General features: G+C 65.1%; 21 protein-coding genes. 16 read left to right on the plus strand and 5 right to left on the minus strand.

The genetic code is table 11. The features are described 5' to 3' along the window. Window positions 1–115 precede the first annotated feature (115 nt). The 16 genes from Q9316_RS03230 to Q9316_RS03305 all read left to right on the plus strand — a co-directional run bounded on the left by Q9316_RS03230 (window position 116) and on the right by Q9316_RS03305 (window position 17,622). Window positions 116–1,063, plus strand: a complete 948-nt coding sequence (locus Q9316_RS03230) for a sugar ABC transporter substrate-binding protein (protein WP_306033815.1) — start codon at window positions 116–118, stop codon at window positions 1,061–1,063. Window positions 1,064–1,130: 67 nt separating this feature from the next. Beyond that, complete coding sequence (locus Q9316_RS03235; protein WP_306033816.1) at window positions 1,131–2,645, plus strand: sugar ABC transporter ATP-binding protein; 1,515 nt, start codon at window positions 1,131–1,133, stop codon at window positions 2,643–2,645. Next, entirely contained in the window at window positions 2,642–3,631 is a 990-nt protein-coding gene (locus Q9316_RS03240; RefSeq protein ID WP_306033817.1) for an ABC transporter permease, read from the plus strand. Before Q9316_RS03235 ends, Q9316_RS03240 begins: the two co-directional genes overlap by 4 nt. A gap of 46 nt (window positions 3,632–3,677) precedes the next feature. Further along, the gene (locus tag Q9316_RS03245; RefSeq protein ID WP_306033818.1) at window positions 3,678–4,706 is read left to right on the plus strand and encodes a thiamine pyrophosphate-dependent dehydrogenase E1 component subunit alpha; all 1,029 of its coding nucleotides are present in this window, start codon (window positions 3,678–3,680) and stop codon (window positions 4,704–4,706) included. Next, window positions 4,703–5,680: an alpha-ketoacid dehydrogenase subunit beta gene (locus Q9316_RS03250; protein ID WP_306033819.1), complete on the plus strand. Its 978-nt coding sequence runs from the start codon at window positions 4,703–4,705 to the stop codon at window positions 5,678–5,680. The genes Q9316_RS03245 and Q9316_RS03250 overlap by 4 nt, the downstream gene beginning before the upstream one ends. Further along, on the plus strand, window positions 5,677–7,239 hold the full coding sequence (locus Q9316_RS03255; protein WP_306033820.1) for an acetoin dehydrogenase dihydrolipoyllysine-residue acetyltransferase subunit: 1,563 nt from the start codon (window positions 5,677–5,679) through the stop codon (window positions 7,237–7,239). Before Q9316_RS03250 ends, Q9316_RS03255 begins: the two co-directional genes overlap by 4 nt. A gap of 9 nt (window positions 7,240–7,248) precedes the next feature. Continuing rightward, on the plus strand, window positions 7,249–7,584 hold the full coding sequence (locus Q9316_RS03260) for a carboxymuconolactone decarboxylase family protein (RefSeq protein WP_226923296.1): 336 nt from the start codon (window positions 7,249–7,251) through the stop codon (window positions 7,582–7,584). Window positions 7,585–7,615: 31 nt separating this feature from the next. Further along, complete coding sequence (locus Q9316_RS03265; protein ID WP_306033821.1) at window positions 7,616–9,124, plus strand: FGGY-family carbohydrate kinase; 1,509 nt, start codon at window positions 7,616–7,618, stop codon at window positions 9,122–9,124. Further along, entirely contained in the window at window positions 9,121–9,891 is a 771-nt protein-coding gene (locus tag Q9316_RS03270) for an SDR family NAD(P)-dependent oxidoreductase (RefSeq protein ID WP_306033822.1), read from the plus strand. Before Q9316_RS03265 ends, Q9316_RS03270 begins: the two co-directional genes overlap by 4 nt. Window positions 9,892–9,905: 14 nt before the next feature. Then, the gene (locus Q9316_RS03275) at window positions 9,906–10,661 is read left to right on the plus strand and encodes an SDR family NAD(P)-dependent oxidoreductase (protein WP_306033823.1); all 756 of its coding nucleotides are present in this window, start codon (window positions 9,906–9,908) and stop codon (window positions 10,659–10,661) included. A gap of 563 nt (window positions 10,662–11,224) precedes the next feature. After that, on the plus strand, window positions 11,225–12,208 hold the full coding sequence (locus Q9316_RS03280) for a sugar phosphate isomerase/epimerase family protein (protein WP_306033824.1): 984 nt from the start codon (window positions 11,225–11,227) through the stop codon (window positions 12,206–12,208). A 37-nt stretch (window positions 12,209–12,245) separates the two neighbouring features. Continuing rightward, window positions 12,246–13,304 carry a sugar ABC transporter substrate-binding protein gene (locus Q9316_RS03285; RefSeq protein ID WP_306033825.1) on the plus strand — a complete coding sequence of 353 codons (1,059 nt, stop codon included), beginning with the start codon at window positions 12,246–12,248 and terminating at the stop codon, window positions 13,302–13,304. A 68-nt stretch (window positions 13,305–13,372) separates the two neighbouring features. Further along, window positions 13,373–14,908 (plus strand): sugar ABC transporter ATP-binding protein, encoded by a 1,536-nt coding sequence (locus tag Q9316_RS03290; protein ID WP_306033826.1) that lies wholly within the window; start codon window positions 13,373–13,375, stop codon window positions 14,906–14,908. After that, on the plus strand, window positions 14,901–15,875 hold the full coding sequence (locus Q9316_RS03295) for an ABC transporter permease (RefSeq protein ID WP_306033827.1): 975 nt from the start codon (window positions 14,901–14,903) through the stop codon (window positions 15,873–15,875). Before Q9316_RS03290 ends, Q9316_RS03295 begins: the two co-directional genes overlap by 8 nt. Continuing rightward, complete coding sequence (locus Q9316_RS03300) at window positions 15,872–16,744, plus strand: MurR/RpiR family transcriptional regulator (RefSeq protein WP_306033828.1); 873 nt, start codon at window positions 15,872–15,874, stop codon at window positions 16,742–16,744. Before Q9316_RS03295 ends, Q9316_RS03300 begins: the two co-directional genes overlap by 4 nt. Beyond that, window positions 16,741–17,622: a PfkB family carbohydrate kinase gene (locus tag Q9316_RS03305; protein WP_306033829.1), complete on the plus strand. Its 882-nt coding sequence runs from the start codon at window positions 16,741–16,743 to the stop codon at window positions 17,620–17,622. The genes Q9316_RS03300 and Q9316_RS03305 overlap by 4 nt, the downstream gene beginning before the upstream one ends. A 163-nt stretch (window positions 17,623–17,785) precedes the next feature. Here Q9316_RS03305 and Q9316_RS03310 read toward each other — a convergent pair whose 3' ends face one another. From Q9316_RS03310 to Q9316_RS03330, 5 genes are all read right to left on the minus strand, one after another. Then, on the minus strand, window positions 17,786–18,625 hold the full coding sequence (locus Q9316_RS03310) for an IclR family transcriptional regulator (protein WP_306033830.1): 840 nt from the start codon (window positions 18,623–18,625) through the stop codon (window positions 17,786–17,788). Between the two features lie 95 nt (window positions 18,626–18,720). Continuing rightward, complete coding sequence (gene dapA / locus Q9316_RS03315) at window positions 18,721–19,626, minus strand: 4-hydroxy-tetrahydrodipicolinate synthase (protein ID WP_306033831.1); 906 nt, start codon at window positions 19,624–19,626, stop codon at window positions 18,721–18,723. Window positions 19,627–19,694: 68 nt separating this feature from the next. Next, window positions 19,695–21,464: an ABC transporter permease subunit gene (locus Q9316_RS03320; protein WP_306033832.1), complete on the minus strand. Its 1,770-nt coding sequence runs from the start codon at window positions 21,462–21,464 to the stop codon at window positions 19,695–19,697. A gap of 4 nt (window positions 21,465–21,468) precedes the next feature. Beyond that, window positions 21,469–22,569 carry an ABC transporter ATP-binding protein gene (locus Q9316_RS03325; RefSeq protein WP_306033833.1) on the minus strand — a complete coding sequence of 367 codons (1,101 nt, stop codon included), beginning with the start codon at window positions 22,567–22,569 and terminating at the stop codon, window positions 21,469–21,471. A 73-nt stretch (window positions 22,570–22,642) separates the two neighbouring features. Then, window positions 22,643–23,725: an ABC transporter substrate-binding protein gene (locus Q9316_RS03330; protein WP_306033834.1), complete on the minus strand. Its 1,083-nt coding sequence runs from the start codon at window positions 23,723–23,725 to the stop codon at window positions 22,643–22,645. Between the last annotated feature and the right edge of the window lie 51 nt (window positions 23,726–23,776).

Below are 23,776 nucleotides of genomic sequence, written 5' to 3' on the forward strand. Positions count from 1 at the left end.
AGTACAAATGTAATTTTGTTTGACATTTGTCTCAATGCATATTCTACTCTTCCCATTCGCTTTGAACGCGAATGAGGGAACGGGTCAATCATCGATCCGTATTGGAGGAAATCACATGTCTGGAATGTGGAGGAAAGCGGCGCTCGCCGCCGCTGCAGGATTTCTGTTGTCTGCCGTCAGCGCCAGCGCGATGAACCTGGCCTGGGTGCATGCCAATGCCGCCGCCCAGTCGGAGCAGCGCGTCAAGGCCGGCTTCGATGCGTGGCTGAAGGAAACGGGCAAGGACTGGAACGTCAGCCTGCTGGACAGCGGCGGTTCGGGCGAGCGCACGGCCTCGAACCTTCAGGATGCGGCCTCGCGCGGCGTCGACGCCATCATCATCACCATGGCGGACCTGCGCGCCTCGCGCGCGGCGCTCGATGCGGCGATCAAGGCGAACATCCCGGTCATCACGGTCGACAGCGGTTACATTCCGGGCGTGCTCGTCGACATCACCACCAACAACTGGGCTATGTCCTCGGATGTTTCGCCCTATCTGCTGAACGAACTGGGCGGCAAGGGCAACATCATCTTCCTGCGCATGGCCGAACACCACGGCACCCGCAAGCGCGGCGACGTCATGGAGACGATCCTCAAGGAATATCCCGACGTAAAGGTGCTGGCCGAGCACAATATCGACTACACCGCCTTCTTCGAGGATACGACCTCGACCATGCAGGACTATGCGTCCCGCTTCGGCGAAGAGATCAATGCCGTCTGGGCGCCCTGGGACGAGCCGGCGCAGGCCGCGATCAACGTGCTCCAGGGCGCAGGCCTCAGGAACGTCAAGGTCATCGGCATCGACGGCCATCCGAACGCCGTCGCCGAAGTGTGCAAGCCGGACAGCCTGATGATCGCCACGGTCAGCCAGCCCTTCGAGAAGATGGGCGCGCAGGCGGGCGAATGGATCGAGGCAATCGTCGAGAAGAAGGAAGACCCGGCCAAGGTCATCCCCTCGAAGACCGTCTACATGGACGCCCCGCTCGTCACCAAGCAGAACTGCGCGGACTTCCTCCCCAAGTGACCGCCAGGCCGGCCCGCTTTCGCGGCGGGCCGGCACCCTTTCACGAACAGGTTTCCTGGAGAGACGGATGTCCGTCAGCCTATCCGACATCGTGATGCAATATCCCGGCACGCGTGCGCTCGACGGGGTCAGCGTCGATTTCCGCTTCGATGAGGTGCATGGCCTCATCGGCGAGAACGGCGCCGGCAAGACGACGCTGGTCAGCATTCTCAGCGGCTCGAAGCAGCCGACGGCTGGCCGGATCGCGGTCGACGGCACCGAGGTGACGCTTGCCAGCGCGGGCGACGCATTGCGCAAGGGCATCGCGCATGTCTCGCAGGAAGGCAGCCTCGTGCCGGCCCTCGGCGCCGCACAGAACATTCTTCTCGGCGACGAGCCGCGCCTGGCGCTCGGCATCATCGACAGGCGCGCGCTGAAGCGTCGCGCCGCCGCGCTCATGGCGCAATGGTTTCCGGACGTATCCATCGATCTCGACGCGCCGGTGGAAAGCCTGCCAATGGCCGACCAGAAGGTCATCGAGATCGTGCGGGCGCTGCGCAGCGATATCCGCCTGCTGATCCTCGACGAGCCGACGGCGACCCTGCCCTCGCGCGAGAAGGAAAACCTCTGGGGGATCATCCGGTCGCTTCCGGCGCGCGGCATCGGCATCGTGCTCATCAGCCATTTCCTCTCCGAGGTGAAGGCGCTCAGCGACCGCATCACGGTGCTGCGCGATGGCCGCCATATCGCGACCCGGCCGGCCGGCGAAACGACGGAGGCGCAGCTTGTCGACTACATGCTGCAGCGCTCGGGCAAACCCGTTGCAGTGGAGGCCGAAGCCGCCCGCGAACGTCAGCCGGGCGAAACGGTCTTCGCTGCGGAGGGCTGGCGCGCCGGCAATGTCCATGTCGACCGCTTCGCCATCCGGGCGGGCGAGATCGTCGGGATGATCGGTCTCACCGGCGCCGGGCATTTCGGCTTTGCCCGCTCGATCTATACCGGCGAGGGCGTCGTTGCCGGCCAAGCCCTGTTCAAGGGAGCGCCGCTCGGGCGCATTGACGCGCGCCGGATGCAGAAGCAGGGCGTCGCCTTCATTCCCGACCAGCGCATGGAAAACTCCCTCGTCGCCGACTGGGAGGTGCGGGAGAACCTCGCCATGGTCCATCCCGCGCATGCCGCCGTCGGCGACCTCGGTGTCCTGTCGCCGGCAAGGGAAAGGCGCGAGGCCGCGTCGGTCATGGCGCTGCTCAACGTCAAGGCGCATTCCAGCGCCCAGATGGTTAAGGACCTCAGCGGCGGCAACAAGCAGAAGGTGTCCATCGGCAAGTGGCTCTACGGTGCCGATGCCCGCTACAGCCTGATGATCTTCGTCGAGCCGACCGAGGGCGTCGATATCGGCGCCAAGCGCGAAATCCATACGCAGATCCGGCGGCTGGCGGCGCAGGGCGCGGCGATCATCGTCACCTCGTCCGACCTCATGGAAATCGCGGAGGTCGCCGACCGCGTCATCCCCTTCGTCAACGGCCGGGCCGGCGGCGAGATCGCCCGATCCGACTTTTCCGAAAACCGTTTCATTTCCGCCATGGCAGGAGTGCTCCCGTGAACGCTGCATCCCCCACCGCCGAAGCCAGGGAGGCGTCGTCCAGCCGCATCCGCAAGGACTGGCTGCTTCGCTACAGCACGCTCCTCGTGCTGGTCCTGCTTTTCATCGGCTTCGCGCTGAGCGTCGACCGTTTCCTGACGGCCACCAACCTTCTCAACATCGTTCAGCAGATTTCCATGCTGACGATCGTCGGGGCCGGACTGACCTTCGGTTTCGCGGCGCGCGAGATGGATCTTTCGGTCGGCTACATGGTCGGCCTGTCGGGCATCCTCGTGCCGCTGATGCTGGTCTCCGGCGTTCCGCTACCCGCCGCGCTTCTGGCCGGTGTCGGGGCGGGCCTGCTGGTGGGAACGATCAACGCCGCGCTGGTGACACTCGTCGGCGTGCCGTCGCTGATCGCGACGCTGGCGACCGGGTCCATCCTCTACGGCATCAACTTCCTGACGACCGGCGGGCGGGCGATCTATGGCGGCCTTCCGGAGACCTATCTCTGGTTCGGCCAGGGCCAGCTCCTCGGCGTGCCGGTCCTTGCCTATGCCATGGTTCTCTTCGTGGCGCTGGCATGGTTCGTGATGGAGCGCACGATCTTCGGCCGCTACATCTATGCCGTCGGCGGCAATCTGAAGGCGGCCGAGCTGTCCGGTGTCAACGGGCGCTTCTACCGCGCCGCCGGGCTCATCGTGTGCAGTCTCTTTGCCGCCGTCGCCGGTGCGCTGCTCGCCGCCCGCCTCGGCTCCGGCCAGCCGAATGCGGGGGAGCGCTACCTGCTCGACGGCCTCGCCACCGTGTTCATCGGCATGACGATGTTCCGTCCGGGCACGGCGACGGTCGCCGGCACCTTCTTCGGCGCCCTTTTCATCGGGGTCATCAACAACGGCCTCAACCTCATCGGCATGGACACGTACATCCAGAGCATCGTCAAGGGCCTGATCATCCTCGTGGCGGTCGCCATCGTGTCGCGCACGACGAAGCTCAAGCTGCTCTGATCACAGCCGGTTCAATCTCAACATTGCAAGCAACAGGGAGGGACGCGTGGGCGCTCCTGTCAATTCCAACCTTCTCGAACTCTACAGGACCATGCGGCGCATCCGCACCTTTGAGGAACGGGTCGGCGAACTTTTCATCCGCGGCCAGTCGGCCGGCTCCATGCTGCATCTGTCGATCGGCGAGGAATCCAGCGCCGCCGGCGTCTGCGCCGCCATGAGGCCGCAGGATACGTTCACCACGCATCACCGCGGCCACGGCATCTTCCTCGCCCGCGGCGCCGATCCGAAACAGATGATGGCCGAGATCGGCGGCAAGGAAACCGGCTACTGCAAGGGCAAGGGCGGCTCGATGCACATCGCCGACATGGCGCTCGGCCATCTCGGCGCCAATGCCATCGTCGGCGGCGGCATTCCGGCCGTCGTCGGGGCCGGCCTGTCGAGCAAGTATCTGAAGCAGGGGTCGGTCTCCGTCGCCTTCTTCGGGGACGGCGCCATGCAGCAGGGCATCCTCTACGAGAGCATGAACATGGCGGCGCTCTGGGACCTGCCGGTGCTCTTCGTCTGCGTCAACAACCAGTACGGCATGGGCACTCGCATCGACCAGGCCACGCGCAGCAGCCGTTTCGACGAGCGCGCCAGGGCCTTCGGCCTCAACGGCGCCGTGGTGAATGGTCTCGACGTCGAGGAGGTGGAAACCGCGGCCCGCTGGCTGGTGGACGATGCCCGCGCCGGCAAGCCCGGTTTCCTGTCCGTCGAGGTCTACCGCTTCTTCGGCCATGCCCGCATGGACAAGAGCCCCTATCGCAGCGAGGCCGAGGAGATCGAGGGCCGCAAGAAGGACCCGGTCCTCTTCGCCCGCGAGAAGCTGATCGCGAACGGGCTGGAAACGGACGTCGCGCTTGAGGCGATGGACAAGGAGATTGCCGCCGAAATGGACGCGACGATCGACTTCGCCGTCGAATCCAGAGCGCCGGCGCTCTCCTCCATGTTCCGCGACGTCTACGCCGTCGGGGAGCCCGAGCCGGAGCCGGTCGGCGTCCGGATCGACCGTGTACTTGCCAGGGATGACGCATGATGACCTCCACCACCTACCGAGACGCACTCCGCAAGGCGCTGGACGATGCGATGCATGAAGACGAGACGATCGTGGTGATCGGCGAGGAGGTCGGCCGCTACGGCGGCGCCTACGGCGTCACGAAGGATCTCATCAAGACGCACGGGCCGCAGCGCCTGATCGACACGCCGATTTCCGAGCCGGCGATCATCGGCGCCGCCGTCGGGGCGGCGATGACGGGCCTGCGGCCCGTCGCCGAACTGATGTATGTCGACTTCCTCGGCATGACGATGGACCAGCTCGCCAACCAGGCCGCCAAGATCCGCTACATGTTCGGCGGACAGATCGGCGTGCCGATGGTGCTGCGCACGCAGGGCGGCACGGGCCGCTCGGCCGGCGCACAGCATTCCCAGAGCCTGGAAGCCTGGGTCATGCACACGCCCGGCTTGCGCCTCGCCATGCCGGCGACCGCGGCCGATGCCTATCATCTGCTGCGCCAGAGCCTGACGAAGCCCGATCCGGTCGTCTTCATCGAGCACAAGGCGCTCTATACCCGCAAGGAAGAGGTCGATTTCGATGCCGAACCCCTGCCGTGGGGCAAGGCCGCCGTGCGCCGTCACGGCAAGGACCTCGTGATCGTGACCTATTCCCGGCAGGTGTTCCATGCGCTGGACGCCGCGGAGGCGCTCGCCCGCAAGGGGATCGAGGCGACCGTCATCGACCTTCGCACCCTCAATCCGCTGGATTTCGATACGGTGCGGGAACATGTCGAGCGGCTCGGAAAGGCGCTGGTCGTATCCGAAGGCGTGATGACGGCCGGCGTCGCGGCGGAGCTTGCAGCGCGCATTTCGGAAGAATGCTTCGATTTCCTGGAGCAGCCCGTCGTGCGCATGGCAGGGGAAGACATCCCGATTTCCGTTTCGCAGGACCTCGAATCCGGCAGCGTGCCCTCTGCCCGCTCCATCGCCGACGTTGCGGAAAGAATGCTGTCATGACGGAACGCATCCTGAAGATGCCCCGCCTCGGCGAGACGATGGACGAGGGCAAGGTCGTCGGCTGGCTGATTTCGCCGGGCGACAGCTTCAAGCGCGGCGACCCGATCCTCGAAATCGAGACGGACAAGACGATCGCCGAGTTCCCGGCGCTCGGCGACGGCCGTCTCGAGGAGATTCTGGTCTCGATCGGCGACATGGTGGAGGTCGGCAAGCCGCTGGCGCGCATCGACATCGGCGACGGCCCGGACTGGACGGCGGAAGAGGGCGACGAGACAGGCCCGACGCCCGACGCCACGAACGACGCCGGTGGCTGGATCGAGATCGATCTTGCCATGCCGCGTCTCGGCGAGACCATGGAGGAAGGCCGCATCGCCAAATGGCTGAAGGCGCCCGGAGAGCGCTTTGTCCGCGGCGAGGCGATCCTCGAAATCGAGACGGACAAGACGATTGCCGAGTTTCCCGCGCTGCATGATGGCCGGATGGTCGCCATCCTGCGCGGCGAGGGGGAGATGGTGACGGTCGGGGAACCTGTCGCGCGCATCGAGGCTCCGGCCGATCAGGTCGCGCCGGCCGCCGAACGCCCGGCCCCGGCGGCCCAGCCGGAAACGGCTGTATCCGCCGCCCCTGTTCACATGGCAGCGCGAAGGGAAGGGCGTGTGCGGGCGACGCCGCTGGCGCGCCGGCTCGCCCGGCGTCATGGGCTGGATATCGCGGCCCTCCCCGGGACCGGACGGCGCGGCCGCATCGAGAAAGGTGACGTCCTTGCCGCCGCCGGCAGCGGCCCAGGCCAGTCGGACGTGCGCTTTGCCGCGCTTCGCCGCGGGCGCATGGCCTATTCGGACAGCGGCGCGGCTTCCGGCCGGCCGGTCCTTCTCCTCCATGGTTTCTCGGGAGACCGTACGACCTGGGCCGCCGTCGCCGCCGGCCTGAAGCGCGCCGGCCGCCGCGTCGTCGCCCCCGATTTGCCGGGCCATGGCCTGACCGACATTGATGCGCGGGATGCATCGGACCTCGCGCAGGATCTGCCGGAGTTTCTCGATGCGCTCGGCATCGCCGAGGTCGACGTCGTCGCCCATTCCCTTGGGGCGGTGGCGGCGCTGGACCTCGCGAATGCGGCGTCTGGGCGGGTCGGCTCGCTTTCCCTCATCGCGCCGGCCGGTCTCGGTTCGCAGATCGACGCCGATTTCGTGCGCGGCATGGCGCAGGCAAACGCACCGGGCGAGGTCGTCCATCTTCTGCGGCGCCTGTCCGTCAACGCAGTGGATCTGTCGGAAGCGGCCCTGGCCACCCTTGCGAAGGATCTCGCGCGGGGTCGGCTTGTGGCGCTTGCCGGGGCCGTCACGGGGGCGTCCGGCCAGAAGGTCGACGGCCTTGCCGCGATAAGCAGGCTGTCCGGCACGATGCCCGTCCGGGTCCTCTTCGGTCTCGAAGATCGGATCATTCCCTGGCAACACGTTCTAGCGCTGCCACCCACCGTCGCGATCCATCTTCTGGCGCGCTCCGGCCACATGCCGCAGTGGGACCAGAGCAAGGACGTGCTCGAAATCCTGACCGCCTGAGGAGGCACCATGGCCGATACGATGGAAAGACTGAAGGATGCGCAAAGGCGCATCGGCACGCTCGCCAAGGCGAGCCCCGAACTCTTCGGCGGCTTTGCCCGCGTCAGCAAGGTGGCGGCCAGCGCCGGCACGTTCAGCGCCGCGCAGAAGGAACTGATGGCCGTGGCGATTGCGGTTGCCAAGGGGTGCGAGGACTGCATTCTCTATCATGTCGACGCGGCCCTGAAGCACGGCGCAAAGGAAGCGGAACTGATCGAGGCGCTGGAGGTAGCGATCGAGATGGGCGGCGGTCCGGCCGTCATGTACGGCGCGAAAGCCTTGGAGATCATGCGTTCTCTTCAATAGCACCGAGGAGACGTCTGCCGGGAGGAGAAACATGGCCTATTTCCTGACTGCCGACGGTGGCACCGAAAGCCTCCGCGCGCGCGTTTACGATCTGTCCGGCACCTGCCTTGGCAGCGCCGCGGTGGCGTATGAGACGAAGTTTTCCGCGGGCGCGCGCGCGGAGCAGGACCCTGAGGACTGGTGGCGGGCGTTCGTCGCCGCGGCCCGGCAGGCGATCGAGACGGCGCGGGTCGATCCCGCCGCCATCGCGGCAATCACGCTCGCGACCACGAGCTGCACGGTCGTCGCGCTGGATCGAGAGGGCAAAGCGCTGAGGCCAGCCATCATCTGGATGGACGTGCGCGCCAGCGCGGAGGCCGAAGCGGTTCTGGCGACCGGGGACGGGGCGTTGATCTCCAACGGCGGGGGACGTGGACCGGTCTCGGCGGAATGGATGATCCCGAAGGCGCTCTGGATCGCCCGCAACGAGCCGGAGGTCTTTGAAAAGGCCCATACGATCTGCGAATACCAGGACTTCATGACCTTGCGGCTGACGGGCGAGCGCGCCGCCAGCCTGAACAATGTCACGTTGCGCTGGCATTACCAGACCGACCGCGGCGGCTGGCCCGTCACCTTGGTCGAAGCGCTGGGCCTTGGCGCGCTGCTCGACAAATGGCCGCACCGCATCGTGCCGCCAGGCGGCGTGATCGCGAACCTTTCGGGCAGGGCGGCGGATGAACTTGGCCTTTCGACCCGGGTGAAGGTCGTGCAGGGCGGGGCGGACGCGCTGATCGGCATGATCGGCCTCGGCGTCGCGCATCCAGGCCAGCTCGCCCTCATCACCGGTTCCTCGCATCTGCAGTTCGGCGTGACGGAATCGGCGGTTCACGCGCCGGGCATCTGGGGCACCTACCGGGACTGCGTCTATCCCGACCGCTACATCGTCGAGGGCGGGCAGACCTCCACGGGCTCGATCATCGCCTGGCTCGGTCGTCTGATGAACGGCACGATGGACCTCGAGGAGCTGAACCGGAGGGCGGCGGCGCTGGAGCCGGGTTGCGACGGTCTCCTCGTGCAGGATCATTTCCAGGGCAACCGCACGCCCTATACCGATCCGCTTTCGCGGGGCGCCATCGTCGGCCTGACGCTCGCCCACGAGCCGCATCACATCTTCCGGGCGATCATGGAGGGCATCGGTTTCGGCACGCGCGCCATTCTCGACTCCATGGCCGCCGCCGGCTACCGCGGCACGGAAATCACCGTGGGCGGCGGCGCCGGAGCCTCGGATCTCTGGCTGCAGATCCATGCCGATACCGCAGGCCTGCCGGTTTGCGTGCCCGCCTCGCGCGATGCGCCCTCCGTCGGCTCGGCCGTCCTTGCCGCCCATGGCGCGGGCCATTTCGCGAGCATCGACGACGGGATCGCCGCGATGGTCCGGCCGGGCAAGCGCATCGAGCCGCGCGCCAGGGAAATGGCGCTCTATGACGATATCTACCGGCAGTATCTGGCGCTTTATCCGGCCCTGAAGTCCGTGCGCGGGCAGGAAGGCGGTGGCGCATGAGCGACGCGGATTTCCGGCTCGACGGAAGGCGGGCCGTCGTGACAGGGGCGGCCCGCGGCATCGGCCGGGCGATTGCCGAGCGCCTGGCGCGCGCGGGCGCCGAGGTCCTCGTGGCCGACCGGGACGAGGCGGAAGGCGCGGCGACGGCCAAGGCCATCGCCGGCGCAGGCGGGAAGGCGGCCTTCATCGCCCTCGACGTCACCGACCCTGAAGGGGTGGCGCAGGTGGTGGAGACCATCTACCGCCAGCACGGCGCGGTCGACATTCTCGTCAACAATGCCGGTATCGTGCGCAATGCGCCGGCGGCCGAGATGAGCCTCGACGACTGGAAGTCGGTCATCGACATAGACCTCGGCGGGGTCTTCCTCTGCGCGCAGGCCTTCGGCCGGCGCATGGTGGCGGACGGGCGGGGAGCGATGGTCAATATCTCGTCGATGTGCGGCGAGATCGTGGTCCAGCCGCAACCCCAGGCTTCCTACAACGCGGCCAAGGCGGGCGTGAACCTGCTCACCAAGTCGCTCGCCGTCGAATGGGCGAAAAGCGGCGTGCGCGTCAACGCGGTCGCGCCCGGCTATATCGGGACGGAACTGACCTTGCGCGGCCGCAGCAATGCCGAATGGTTCGAGACCTGGATGCGGATGACGCCCATGGGGCGTCTCGGCGATCCCGGCGAAATCGCCAATGCCGTCCTTTTCCTGGCTGCCGATGCATCGAGCTACATCACCGGAACGGTGCTGGCGGTCGATGGCGGCTATACTGCCCTGTAATCACGGAGACCCTCATGACTGCTTCCCAGCGTACTGCCCTCGTTACCGGCGCCAGCCGCGGCATCGGTGCGGCCATCGCCGTCGGCCTTGCCCGACGCGGCTACGACGTTGCCCTGAACGACATCGCGCGGCAGAAGGATACCCTTTCCGGCGTCGCTGCCGAGATCGAGGCGCTCGGCCGCCGCGCCGTGACGGTTCTCGCCGATGTCAGCGACAGGGCGGCCGTCGAGACCATGGCGAAGGCGGCCATCGAGGCCTTCGGCCACATCGATGTCGTCGTCAACAACGCCGGCATCCTGATCGCCGGCGACGTGGACGGGCTGAAGGAGGAATACTGGGACAGCGTCATGGACGTGAATGCCAAGGGCACATTCCTCGTCATCCAGTCGCTGCTGCCGATAATGAAGGCACGCCGATACGGCCGCATCGTCAACATCGCGTCGATCGGCGGCAAGCACGGAGCGCCCTCGCAGGCGCACTACTCGGCCTCGAAGGCGGCGGTTATGGGCTTCACGCGCGTTCTGGCGCAGGAGGTGGGCGTCGACGGGATCACCGCGAACTGCGTCTGCCCCGGCATCATCCTGACGGCCATGGGCCGCGTGAACCTCGACGATCCCGAAATCCGCAAGAGCTGGCAGGACAAGACCGCCATGCGCCGTATCGGCGACCCGGAGGACGTGGTCGGCGCCGTCGCGTTCTTCGCGTCCGACGACGCGGCATTCGTCACCGGCCAGACGCTGAATGTGGACGGCGGCATCGTCTTCAGTTGATATTCTGCACATGCGTCGCCGGAAGTTCGTGACCGTCTACTCGCCTGCGCCGGTGAGGCCGGATACTCTTCGCCTCATAATGGAAGAACCTATCACGCTGGCCATGATGGGCATCGCCAACGGTGTCGCCACGTGGATTTTCGGCGACCTCACTCTTCTGCGGCGGCAATCTCGAAGCTGTACCAATATTACTCCTCCAGACGATGGTGCTCCGCAGCATCGGCCATATCGTGTTGCGGCTTTCGCGTCGATGCGGACGGTCATCCGTCTTCATTCGAACTGGTCTCTATGTAGACCATCTCGTCCACGACGTAGCCTGTCGTTAGGAATCCCGGTTTCGAGGGACGTGCCGCAATAAATCGGCTCGTCCTCCGCTGTAGCTTATCCACCACCTGCGAGCGGTATCACAAGCGTTGCCCGGCGTTGAGTTTGCCCGCCGCATGAGCATCCATGATCCGTGTTTGGAAGCGGCCCTCCCAAAATGGGCGGCGCAGGCTCGCTCGTGTATTGACAACTTTACAAGAATACGGCAATTAGTAAAGTAATGAATAGCGGAGATTGTTATGGCCATCACTCGTTTTGCGACACGACTCAATTCCTTCGGCTCGGCCCCGCATTTGGCATGGCCCGATCAGAGTGGCAAACCCACATTCATGCAGATGGCAGAGCGCGCTTCCAAGGCTGAAGGCCTTACGGATGTGGATCTCAACTATCCCGATCATGTTTCCAGCGATCCTGTGGCGCTCGGCCTCCGCATCGGCGATCTCGGCCTCAACGTCAACGGCCTTGCGATGCGCTACTATACCAATCCGGGCTTCAAAATGGGCGCCTTCACAAATCCGTCTAAATCCGTGAGGCGGGAAGCCATCGACCTCACCAAGCGCGGGATAGACGCAGCCCGCGCGATGGGCGCTAACCTCATGACCCTTTGGCTCGGTCAGGACGGCTTCGACTACAATTTCCAGCTTGATTATGCGCAGGCGTGGGACTGGGAGATCGAAGGCATTCGCGAGGTCGCCGAGCATGATCCGGAATGCCTGATCAGCATCGAATACAAGCCTGACGAGCCGCGCGCGCAGGCGCTTCTACGCGACGCGGCCACGACGCTGCTGGCGATCCAGGATGTCGGCGCTCCCAATCTCGGCGTCACGGTGGATTTCGCCCATTCCCTCTATTGCGGCGAGCAGCCGGCCTATGCCGCGCATCTGATCCATCGCCGCAGCCGTCTCCTCGGCGTGCATCTCAACGACGGCTATGCCAAGCGCGATGACGGCCTGATGGTTGGCGCGGTTCATATGCGCTCGACGCTCGAACTGCTGCGCCAGATCCGCCGCGACGGTTACGACGGGGCGCTTTATTTCGACACCTTCCCCGATGCGAGCGGGCTCGATCCCGTCGCCGAGTGCGAAGCCAACATCGCCACGGTGAAGCGTCTGCTTTCCGTCGCCGACCGGCTCGATGCCGACAACCGGCTCGGCGACGCGCTCGCCCGTCAGGACGCCGTAGCAAGCATGCGGATCGTCAACGAAGCCCTGATCGGGGCTTGAGCACCAATACCCAGCAACCACCAAAGGAGGAAATGGAATGGGCATTCGTCTGAAATCTCTCGTCGGGGCCTGCGCTTTCGCGCTCGTCGCCGGTCTGGCGCACAGCCAGGATCTGGCGCCTCTCAACTCGGATACCGAACAGGACCGCATGGACTGGACCGAGCTCGAAGCCAAGCTCGGCGCCTTCCCGAAGCTGCCGGACGGCACCAAGGCTGGCGGCGTTTCCAAGACGCTGACCAACGAATACTGGCGCTCGCTCGGTGAGGGCTACCAGAAGTTCGCCGACAAGGCGGGCGTCACTGTCGCCTATCAGGCGGCGCAGAGCGAGGGCGACCAGCTCGGCCAGCTCACCATCGCCGAAGGCATGGTCACGCAGGGCTACAACGTGCTCCTCGTCTCGCCGCAGACCGACGCGAATCTCCAGCCGGTGCTGGAACAGGCCAAGGAGGCCAACGTGCCGGTGCTGAACGTCAACGATGCGGTCATCCCGCAGGCCGAGCACTATGTCGGCAACGTCCAGCGCGACAACGGCGTGCGCGTCGCCAAGTGGTTCATCGAGAACCGCAAGGACGGCGGCAAGGTGGCGATCATTGAGGGCCAGGCTGGCGTCTACGCCGCGGTGCAGCGCACGGACGGCTTCAAGTCGACCATCTCGGAAGGCGGCAAGTTCGAGGTCGTCGCAAGCGTTCCGGGCAACTGGGATCGCCAGCAGTCCTACGACGCGGCGACGAACATCCTCCAGCAGCATCCGGACCTGATCGGCTTCTACTGCAACAATGACGGCATGGCGCTCGGCGTGGTCGAGGCGGTCAAGGCCGCCGGCCTGCAGGACAAGGTCGCCGTGTTCGGCACGGACGGCATTTCCGACGCCTATGCCTCGATCAAGGCGGGCGAATTGACCGGCACGGTCGACAGCTTCCCGGTCCTCACCGGCGAAGTGGCGATGGAAGTGGCGCTGCGCCTCGTCGCCGGCCAGACGATCCCGCGCGTCGTCTCCACGCCGCAGGCGCTGATCACCAAGGACAATCTCGCCAAGTACCAGGGCGAGGGCGTCGATGTGCGCGCCGTGCTGATGCAGGACGCCGCTGGCAAGTAACGCAAAAAGGGACCGGCTCGTGCTTCGAGCCGGTCCTGCTCCATCGGGACGCGGGAAGAGGGACCGATATGGCAACGACCGCAAGACTGAAATTCACCGGCATCACGAAGACCTTTCCCGGCGTGAAGGCGCTGACGGACGTGTCCTTTGATGTCCTGCCGGGCGAGATCCACGCGCTTCTCGGCGAGAACGGCGCGGGAAAGTCGACGCTTCTGAAAATCCTGTCCGGCGTGCAGCGCGCGACGAGCGGTGAATTCTACGTCGATGGCATCGTTACGCAGTTCCGTCGCCCGGAAGATGCGCGTGCTGCCGGCATCGCGATGATCCATCAGGAACTTCAGCAGGTGCCGAACCTGACGGTCGCGCAGAACATGTTCCTCGGACACCCACTGAAGCGTGTCGGCGGCTTGCTGGTCGACCGGCGCGAGCAGGAACGGCGCGCGGCCGAGGCTCTGGCGATGATCGATCCCTCGATCGACCCCGCCCGTCCGATCCACGAATTGAAGGTGGCGCAGCGCCAGATCGTCGAGATCGCGCGGGCGTTGCTCGACAATTCGAAGATCATCGCCATGGACGAGCCGACCTCCAGCCTGACGCCATCGGAATTCGAAAGCCTCGCCGTCATCGTCGAGAAGCTTGCCGCCTCTGGCGTTTCGATCATCTACGTGTCCCACAAGATGGACGAGGTCTTCCGCATCTGCCATCGTGGCACGGTCATGCGCGACGGGCAGGTGGTCGGCGTCGCCGATCTGCGCACCGCGCGGCAAGAAGACGTCATCGCCATGATGGTCGGCCGCGAACTGATGCACGAGGAGCATCATTCCCATGCGAAGGACGAGGTGCGCCTCGAAATCCGCGATCTTTGCGCGGCGCGGACGCATGTGCGCGATGTCTCGTTCGACGTGCGCCGCGGCGAAGTCCTCGGCATTGCCGGCCTCGTCGGCTCCGGCCGCACTGAGCTGCTGCGCCTCCTCGCCGGCGTCGATCCCATCGCCAAGGGAAGCGTCAAGTTCGACGGCAAGGTCCTGGACCTCGCCAATCCGCGCGCGGCCATAGCCGCCGGCATTGGCCTTCTGCCGGAAGAGCGCAAGCGCGAAGGCATCATCCCGATCCGGCCGGTCTCGACCAACATGGCGCTGCCTTCACTTGGAAAATTTTCCACCGGTGGCATCGTGCGCCACTCCGGCATCCGTAAGCGCGCCGAGGAGCTTTTGAAGCGCGTCAACCTGCGTCCCTTCCAGATCGACCGCCCGATCAAGCTGTTCAGCGGCGGCAACCAGCAGAAGGCCATCATCGCCCGATGGCTCGCCGCCGGCTCGCAGGTCCTGCTGTTCGATGAGCCGACGCGCGGCATCGACGTCGGCGCGAAGTCGGAGATCTATCACCTCATCGAGGAGCTTGCGGCGGAAGGGCGCACCGTCATCGTCGTCTCCTCCGAACTGCCGGAGGTCATGCGCGTCTCCGACCGGGTCTTGGTCATGCGCAACGGCCGCATCGCCGCCACGCTCGCCCGCGCCGCGCTCTCGGAGCAGGCCATCGTCATGCACGCCGTCGGCGAGACCGGCGGAAACACCGAAACCAAGCAGGAGCATCGTCATGTCTGATATCGCCTCGAACGCCCCTGCGCGTTCTTCCCGGCTGTTTTCCTCCATCTCCGTCCGCGACGCGGGAACGCTGATCGGCCTCGTCATCATCATGGCCGTCTTCGCCGTGCTGGTGCCGGGCTTCATCTCCGAGCGGAACCTGATCAACATCCTCCAGCAGTCGAGCATCAATGCGTGCCTGGCACTCGGCATGACGCTGGTCATCATTTCCGGCGGCATCGATCTTTCGGTCGGCCCGACGGCGGCGATCGCGGCCGTCATCAGCGCGACGCTGCTCGTCGCGGGGTATCCCATTCCATTGGCGATCATCGCCGGACTCGGCATCGGCGTGCTCTGCGGCCTCGTCAACGGTGTGCTGGTCGCCTATGTCGGGCTCCAGCCGTTCATCGTCACGCTCGGTACGCTCAGCACCTACCGCGCCATCGCGCTGATCTATACCGGCGGCAATCCGGTTCTCGGCATTCCGCCGGGTTTCCGGTCGATCTTCAATGGATCCCTCTTCGGGATTCCGAGTTCCGTCGTCATCGTCACAGCTGTCGCGCTGGTGGCATGGGTGCTTCTGAAGAAGACGCCCATCGGCGAATACTTGCTGGCTGTCGGCGGCAATGAGGAGGCGGCCTATGTCTCTGGCGTGCCGATCGCGCTCACCAAGGTCACAGCCTACGTGATTTCCGGAACGCTTGCCGCACTCGCCTCACTGATCCTGATCGGCCGCCTCGGCGCTGCCGAACCGATCCTTGGCAACCTCTGGGAGCTTGACGCCATTGCGGCGGCGGCCATCGGTGGCGCGTCTCTCATGGGCGGGAAAGGCTCCATCATTGGCACCATCCTGGGTGCGATCATACTAGGCGCGATGCGGAACGGTTTGACGTTGATGAACGTGCAGGCTTTCTATCAACTGCTCGCAACCGGTCTTATAATCCTTGTCGCGATGATGATCGATCGCATGACAAGGGGACGTGGATGAATCTGGAAACCGACCTGAAAGCCGTTGGACCGCGCATCAGGATGATGATGCCGAACCTGACCCCACTGGAGGCGCGCGTGGTGGAGACCGTCTTCGCGCTTCGAACCTTCGATGACGAGACGTCACTGAAGGAGATCGCCAGTGAGGCGGGCGTTTCCGAGGCCATGGTCGTGAAGATCACCAAGAAGCTCGGCTTCGCCGGCTACCGTGAATTTCGCAGCGCGGTCGCTCAATACAATCGTCTGCCGACGGCGGAAATGCACCAGGAGCTTTCGCTGGAGGACACCTCCCGGGAGATCGTCCAGAAGGTGTTTCGGACGTCGATCCAGGCGCTGGAAGAGACCTTGGCCATCATGGACATCGAGGCCTTCGACCGGGCGGCCGATCTGATCTACGGCGCGCGTCAGCGCGATTTCTACGGCGTTGGCGGCTCCGCGCAGATCGCTCGGGACGTGGCGCACAAGTTCCTGAGGATCGGCGTGCGCTCAAGCGTCTACGACGACTCGCACATGATGCTGATGTCGGCGGCGCTGCTTGGCTCCGACGACGTCGCCATTGGGTTTTCTCATTCGGGCAACACGGTCGCGGTCATCGAGGCGATCCAGCTTGCCCGCCGCAATGGTGCCCGCACCATTGCGATCACCAACTACAATGCTTCGCCGCTCGCGCAGCATGCGGATGTCGTTCTCTGTTCAACCGCTCAGGGCTCGCCTCTGATGGGAGAAAACGCCGCCGCCCGCATTGCGCAACTCAACATTCTCGACGCCATCTTCGTCGCCGTCGCCCAGCGCGACTATAAGGCCGCCGAGCGCGGGCTTGCCAAGACGATGTCGGCGGTCGCCTCCAAGCGCAAGGACAAATTCCTATGACCATCGCAGCCCCTTCCGTTGTCGTGTTCGGTAGCCTTCACTACGATATCATCGTGAAGGGGCCGCACCGCCCCAGGAAGGGTGAGACTGTGGCTGGCTCCGCCTGGTATCCGAAATGCGGGGGCAAAGGTGGGAACCAGGCGGTTTCCGCGGCAAGACACGGCGTGACGTCTGCCATGATCGGCGCGGTCGCCGAAGATTCCTTCGGCAATGCCCTGAAGGCGAACCTCGATGCGCATGGCGTAGATATTCGATCGGTAAGGACGGTCGCGGGCGAGGGGTCCGGCATGAGTGTTGCTATCTTCGACGCGGAAGGCGACTATGGCGCAGTGATTGTTTCCGGCAGCAATCTCGCTCTTGGCGAGGAGGACGTCTCGGCCGCAGCGGAGCTGTTCGTGGGCGGCTCCGTCCTTGTTCTGCAGAACGAGGTGCCGGATGCGGCGAATGTGCTTGCGGCACAAGCGATGAAGAAGGCCGGGGGGCGTGTCGTGCTCAATGCAGCGCCTGCCCGGTTGCCCTCACCCGAACTGGCGGCACTTGTGGACGTCGTCGTCGTCAACGCGGTGGAGGCGGAAGAGCTTGCCGAAGTACCGGAAGTGAATTCCCTCGATACGGCCTTGGCGGCTGCTCGCATTCTGGCCAAACATTATCCCGCCGCCGTTGTCACTGCCGGCGGTGATGGTGTGGCTTTCGTGCAGTCCGACGGCTACGAGGCGAAGATTCCTGCGATCAAGGTCGAGCTCGTAAGCACCCACGGCGCCGGCGACGAGTTCATCGGCGCGCTCGCAGCCGAACTGGCGCGGGGCGCAACGTTGGAGCGCGCGGTGAATAGCGGCAACGAAGCTGCTGCCCGCCTGGTCAGCTCACCTCACGCGTGATCGGCCTAGGCTTGAATTCGTTGCCTTGTATTTAAGAGAGAAACTTGCGCCTTAATCCCATGGATTGGCGTTACGCCCAGAAATATTAATCGCTTAGAAACTTGCCTCGGTAGAGCGCCGTCGGTTCGATTCCCATCAAGAGCCCAACGAAGAAACTCCGTCCTTATGGTGTAAAGAGGGTGAACTTAGTCGTCGAGATGGAGGTCGCCGCCACCTGCACATGGTGGGCAAGCTCGGCCTCGACGCGCTCGACGGTCCAGCGGGTGGTGGGCGCGGCGATGTTGACGGCGGCTACGGCCCGGCCATGGTCGTCGGTGATGGCGGCCGCGACGGAAATGTCGCCGAGCACCGTTTCGTTGGCGACGATGGCGTACCCTTTCTCGGCCGCCTCCTGGATGCGCGCGCGCAGGAGGCCCTCGTCCGTCACCGTGGAAGGCGTCAGCGGACGAAGATCCGTCTGGGAGAAAACCTCGTCCTGCTCGGCGCCAGTGCGTCGCGACAGGATCACGGTTCCCGACGCCGTGAAGAGCGCCGGCAGGCGGCTTCCCACCATGATGTCGACATTGACGAGATGCTGGCCGGGGAAGCGGCCGACATAGACGATCTCGGGACCGTCGAGTTCCTGCAGGTTGGCGGTCTCGCCGACGCCGCGGCTGATCTGAAGGAGATAGGGCGCGGCCTTGTGCAGCACCTCATGAGCGTGCAGGTAATTGTAGGCGAACTGCAGGACCCGCGAGGTCAGGGCATAGTTGCGGCTGTTGTGCGCCCGGCGCAGGTAGCCGAGCGTCTCCAGTGTATAGACCAGCCGCTGGGCGGCGCTGCGGTCGAGGCCCGCGGCCTTGGCGATATCGGAGAGCGGCATTTGCCGGGCCGGCCCGTCGAAGGCGTGCAGGATGCGGAACATCTTCTCCGACGACCCCACGAACAACGAAGACTGCCTCGGATCGCCTCCATCAGACTTCGTCTCTTCCTGTGTCGCCGGGATATCGGCCTTGCGTGCCATGCTGGTCTTCCGTTCTCGTCGTCCTGTCGAACGCGCTGTTTCGGATATGGCTGTAAACCCAGCCATATCCGTTGTCCACCGGCGCGGAAAACCTGTCAGGTGGCCTTTTCGAGGCGTTCGAGCAGGCGCCCGTATTCGTCGCGCAGGGCGTTTCGAAGTTCGTCCTTCGGCTGGCGCAGCGGCATCAGCATGCGCGGTGCGTCGATGCCGATCATGTCCATCACCGATTTCATCGGACCCGGATTGGTTTCGGCGAAGGCGAGGTTCATCAATGGGATGAGCTCACGGTGCAGCGCCAGCGCTTCCTGCGTCCTGCCGGAGGAGGCGAGATCGAACAAGCGTCGCCAGGTGCGGGGCAGGAGGTTGGCCGTCACCACGATGCCGCCCTTTGCGCCGGCCGTGACATGCAGCGGAAACAGCGAATCCTCGCCGCTCAGCACCGTGAAGGATGGATCGACGCCGGCGACGACGCGCAGGTAATGATACATGTCCGTGTTGCAGGCCTTCATGCCGATGATGCGCTCGTGACGCGACAATTCGTGCAGCACTTCCGGATCCACGGCGATGCGGGTGCGGTAGGGGATCTCGTAGATGAGGATCGGCAGCGGCGAGTTGTCGGCATAGCGCAGGAAATAGTCGCGGATGCCGGCCTGCGTCGGGTTGGTGTAATAGGGCGTGATGACGAGGAGGGCATCCGCGCCGGCGCTGGCGAAATCCTTGCCGGCGTCGAGCGCATCGTGGAAGCCGGTGTCGAGCACGCCGGGGATGACCGGGCCGGCGCCGGCCATGGCCTTGGCGCTCATTTCCACGAAGCGGTTGCGCTCGTGGCGCGACACGGCGCCGTATTCGCCGGTGCCGCCGAGCGGAACGACGCCGTCGATGCCCTGCTGCTTCAGCCAGGTAAACAGTGCGTCTGTCGCCTTGACGTCGATCGTGTCGTCGGCCTGAACCGGCGTGACGATTGCCGGAAGGATGCCGTGGAGGCCGGTGGAGTCGAGCATGGAAATTCCTTTCTTTCAAAGGGTTGGAAGGGTGCGGCGGCCCGGCACTGGGCCACCCTGGAACTGGATCACCGAGCCAGGCTGCGCCGGCGCATGCGGTCGGCGGTGAAGATCAGCACCGAGATAAAGGCAAGCAGGCAGGTGGAGACCGCCGCGATGACCGGCGAGACCTGAAGCGTCACCTCGTCCCAGAATTGCTTGGGCAGCGTGGCGTTAAGGCCGCCGGACGAGAAAAGCGCGATGGTCAGCTCGTCGAAGGAGGTCGCGAAGGCGAAGAGGAAGGCCGAGAACATGCCCGCGGCAAGGATCGGGAAGGTCACGTAGTAAAGGCTCTTCGCCGGGCTCGCGCCGAGGCTCTGGGCTGCGAGGTCGAGGCGCGTGTCGTAGTTGCGCAGTACGGCCACCATGGTCATGACCACATAGGGAACGCAGACGACCGTATGGCCGATGATGAGGCCGAGCGAGGTACCGACGAGGTTCAGTTCCGCGAAGACGTAGAACAGGCCGACGGCGATGATGATGCGCGGAGCGACAATCGGCGACAGCACGAAGGCGAGCAGCGCCGCCTTGCCGCGGATATTGGCGCGGGCAAGGAGGAAAGCGGCCGGTACGCCGATCAGCATGGACAGGATGCCGGTGCCGAGCGCCACCGTCAGCGAGCGCCACAGCGCCTGCGTCCAGACCGGCGTGTTCCACATCTGCGCATACCATTCCATGGTGAAGCCGGAGGGCGGCCAGTTGAGGCCGGCCTGGCTGAAGGAGATAGGCACCATCAGGAAGGCGGGTACGCTGATCAGCACGAGGATCGTCCACACGAAGACGGTCAGCGGCCATGGCGTCTTGCCGGCGTCCGTGCTCTTGCCGCTGCCTGGCATGAGGCCGATCAGCGCGTCACTGGCGTCGCCCACCATGGTCAGCACCTTGCCGCCGGCACGGCGCGCGGCTGTGTCGCGGTTGGCGCTGGCGGCGGCCGTCTCGCCGGTCAGCGAGGCAAAGCCGAAGATCCGGTCGTAGATGATGAAGACGATCAGCACCACGATGAGCAGCAGCACCGAGATCGCGCCGGCCAACCCCCAGTTCAGCGTCTGCTGCACCTGGTCGATGATGAGCTGGGTGATCATCGTCTCGAAGCGGCTGCCGAGCAAAGCCGGCACGATGAAGAAGCCGATGGCGGTGACGAAGACCATGATCGCGGCGGCTGCGACACCTGGCATGGAGAGCGGGAAATAGACCGTCCAGAAGGCCGCGCCGGGACGCGCGCCGAGCGTCGAGGCGGCGCGCGGCAGGTTGCGGTCGATGTTCTCCATCACGGCGAGCATGGTCATGACGGCGAGCGGCAGCATAGCATGGACCATGCCGACGAGTACCGCGCCGAGGCTGTAGATGAGGTTGACCGGTCGGTCGATCACACCCACAGACAGCAGAAACTGGTTGACGACGCCGTTGCGGCCGAGGATCACCACCCAGGCGAAGGCCCGCACCAGGAAGCTCGTCCAGAAGGAAAGGAGCACCAGGAAGATCAGCCGGCCCTTCATGCGCGGGCTGGCGGTGGAGATGAGATAGGCCACGGGATAGGCGAGCGCCACGGAGAGCAGTGTGGTGATCAGCGAGATCTTCAGCGTGATCCACAGGACCCGCAGATAGAGGTCGGACGCGAAGAGCTGCCTGTAGGCGGCGAGCGAAAAACCCTCCGCATCGACGAAGCTGAGCGAGAGGAGCTTTCCGACTGGATAGACCAGGAAGCCGACAAGCAGCAGCAGGAGCGGCGCGATCATCAGCCAGTTCTTGAGCCAGCCCGGCATCGGCGCGGAGCGGGTGCGGTTGGAAGCGGCGCTCATCGGCTCAGGCCCTCGCGCTTTCCGGGATCGCCACGGCGTCCGTGCCGTGCCAGGCGAGCGCCACGCGGTCGCCCATGCGGAAGGTCTCGCCGCTCGCGCGGGTCGGGAAGGCGGCGACCAGATCGGGAAGTCCCTCTTCGGCGGCCTTCATGTAGACCTTGGTGAGGCTGCCGGTCACCATGACGTCGGTGACGGTTGCCTGCAGCTTGGCTCCGTCCGCGGCGCCCGCCGGGGCGATGGAAAGATTCTGCGGGCGGATCATGATGTGTACGGTCGCGCCCGGTGCGAGCCGGCCGTCGGCAAGCGCACGGCCCCTGACGCCGTTCACGCCGATGGCCACGGCGATTTCACCGCCCTTGACCGCCTCGACCTTCGCCGGCAGGAGGTTCGACTCGCCGAGGAAGTCGGCGACAAAGAGAGTTTGCGGGCGGAAGTAGAGGTCGCCCGGCGTGCCGAGCTGCTCGATCCTGCCCGAATTCATCAGGCAGATGCGATCCGACATGGTCATCGCCTCTTCCTGGTCGTGGGTGACGTAGATGATCGTCGCGCCGAGCTCGCGGTGAATGCGCTTGATCTCGAGCTGCATGTGCTCGCGCAGCTTCTTGTCGAGCGCGCCGAGCGGCTCGTCCATCAGGATGATCGAGGGCCGATAGACCATGCAGCGGGCCAGCGCCACGCGCTGCTGCTGGCCGCCCGAAAGCTCCCTGGGGTAGCGCTGGGCGATATGCGGCAGGCGGATCATCTCCAGCGCCTCGTGCGCGCGGCGCTTGGCCTCGCCGGCCTCGACCTTGCGCATCTTCAGTGGGAAGGCGATGTTTTCCAGGATGGTCATGTGCGGGAAGAGCGCATAGTTCTGGAAGACGACGCCGATGTCGCGCAGGTGCGGTGCGCTGTAGGTCACATCGTCGCTGCCGATCAGCACCGCGCCGCCGTCAGGCCGCGCCAAGCCCGCGACAAGGCTGAGAAGCGTCGTTTTTCCCGAGCCGGACGGCCCGAGCAAGGTAAGGAATTCGCCGTCTGCGACGATGAGGTCCGTCTCGGCGAGTGCGACGAAATCCCCATAGTGCTTGGAGAGTTTCTGCACGGTCAGGCTGGATGACGACATGGGGTGCCCTGCTGAAGAGAAAAGAGAGGGACGTGGCCTGCGCCGCGCGCAGGCCACGGTGCGGATCAGCCGATCAAGTAAGCAGCCAGCTGTTGTAGCGCTCGATGACGGCGGCCTGGTTGTCGAGCCAGTACTTGGCGTCGATCTGCACCCCGCTCTCGATGTTGTTCGGGAAGGTCGGCGAATCCTGCGCGACCTTAGGGTCGATCATGTCGAAGGCGGCCGGCTGGGTGACGCCGGCGGCGAAATATTCCATCAGCGCGGCCTGGCGCTTGGCGTCGGAGGCGAATTTGGTGAACTCGCGGCAGGCGTCGGCGTTGGGCGTGCCGGCGAGGATCGACCAGCTATCGAGGCCCCAGATGTTCTGATCCCAGACAATGCCGACCGGCGCGCCGCCGGCGCGGGCGGACTGGGCGCGCGAGACCCAGGTCGGGATGAGATCGACTTCGCCGGAGGTCAGCATCTGCTCCACCTGCGCGCCGCTGGTCCAGAAGACGTCGATGTTCTGCTTGATCGTGTCCAGCTTCTTGAAGGCGCGGTCAATGTCGCAGGGATAGACCTCCTTGGTGGAAAGGCCGTCGGCCAGCAGCGCCTGCTCGATCGTGTCGAAAGGGTGCTTGCGCAGCGCCCGGCGGCCTTCGAAGCTCTCGGCATTGTAGAAATCGGCCCAGGATTTCGGCGCTTCGCGACCCTCGAAGACATCCGTGCGGTAGGCGAGGACTGTGGTATAGACGTTGTTGCCGACACCGTATTCCGACATGTACTGCTTGGGCATCGTGGCGATGACCGGGTCGCTTTCGAGGCCGTGCGGCTCCAGGTACTTCTTGTCGCCGGAGGTCAGCATCAGGATGGCCGGCTGGCTGATCTTGGCCATGTCCCACGTATAGGAACCGGCATCGACCATCGAGCGAATCTGCGCGGTCGGCTCGGCATTGGCCTGGACACCCACAACCTCGATGCCCGTCGCCTCCTGGAACGGCTTGTAAAAGACGGCGCCATAGGCCTTGGTGTAGATGCCGCCGTCATCGCGCACGACGATGCGCTTGCTCTGAGCGCGCGAGGGCGTCCAGACTGCGGGGGCGGCGAGCGCGGCGCCGGCAATGGCGGTGGTCTTGAGAAGCTGGCGGCGCGACCAGCCCTGATTCAGAATGCTCATTTCAGTTCTCCTCTTGCACTGTTGATCGTTGGAGCCGGTATTGCCGCCGGC

This window comes from Shinella zoogloeoides (genome assembly GCF_030733845.1).
In the GTDB taxonomy this organism is placed as follows: Bacteria; Pseudomonadota; Alphaproteobacteria; order Rhizobiales; family Rhizobiaceae; genus Shinella; species Shinella zoogloeoides_C.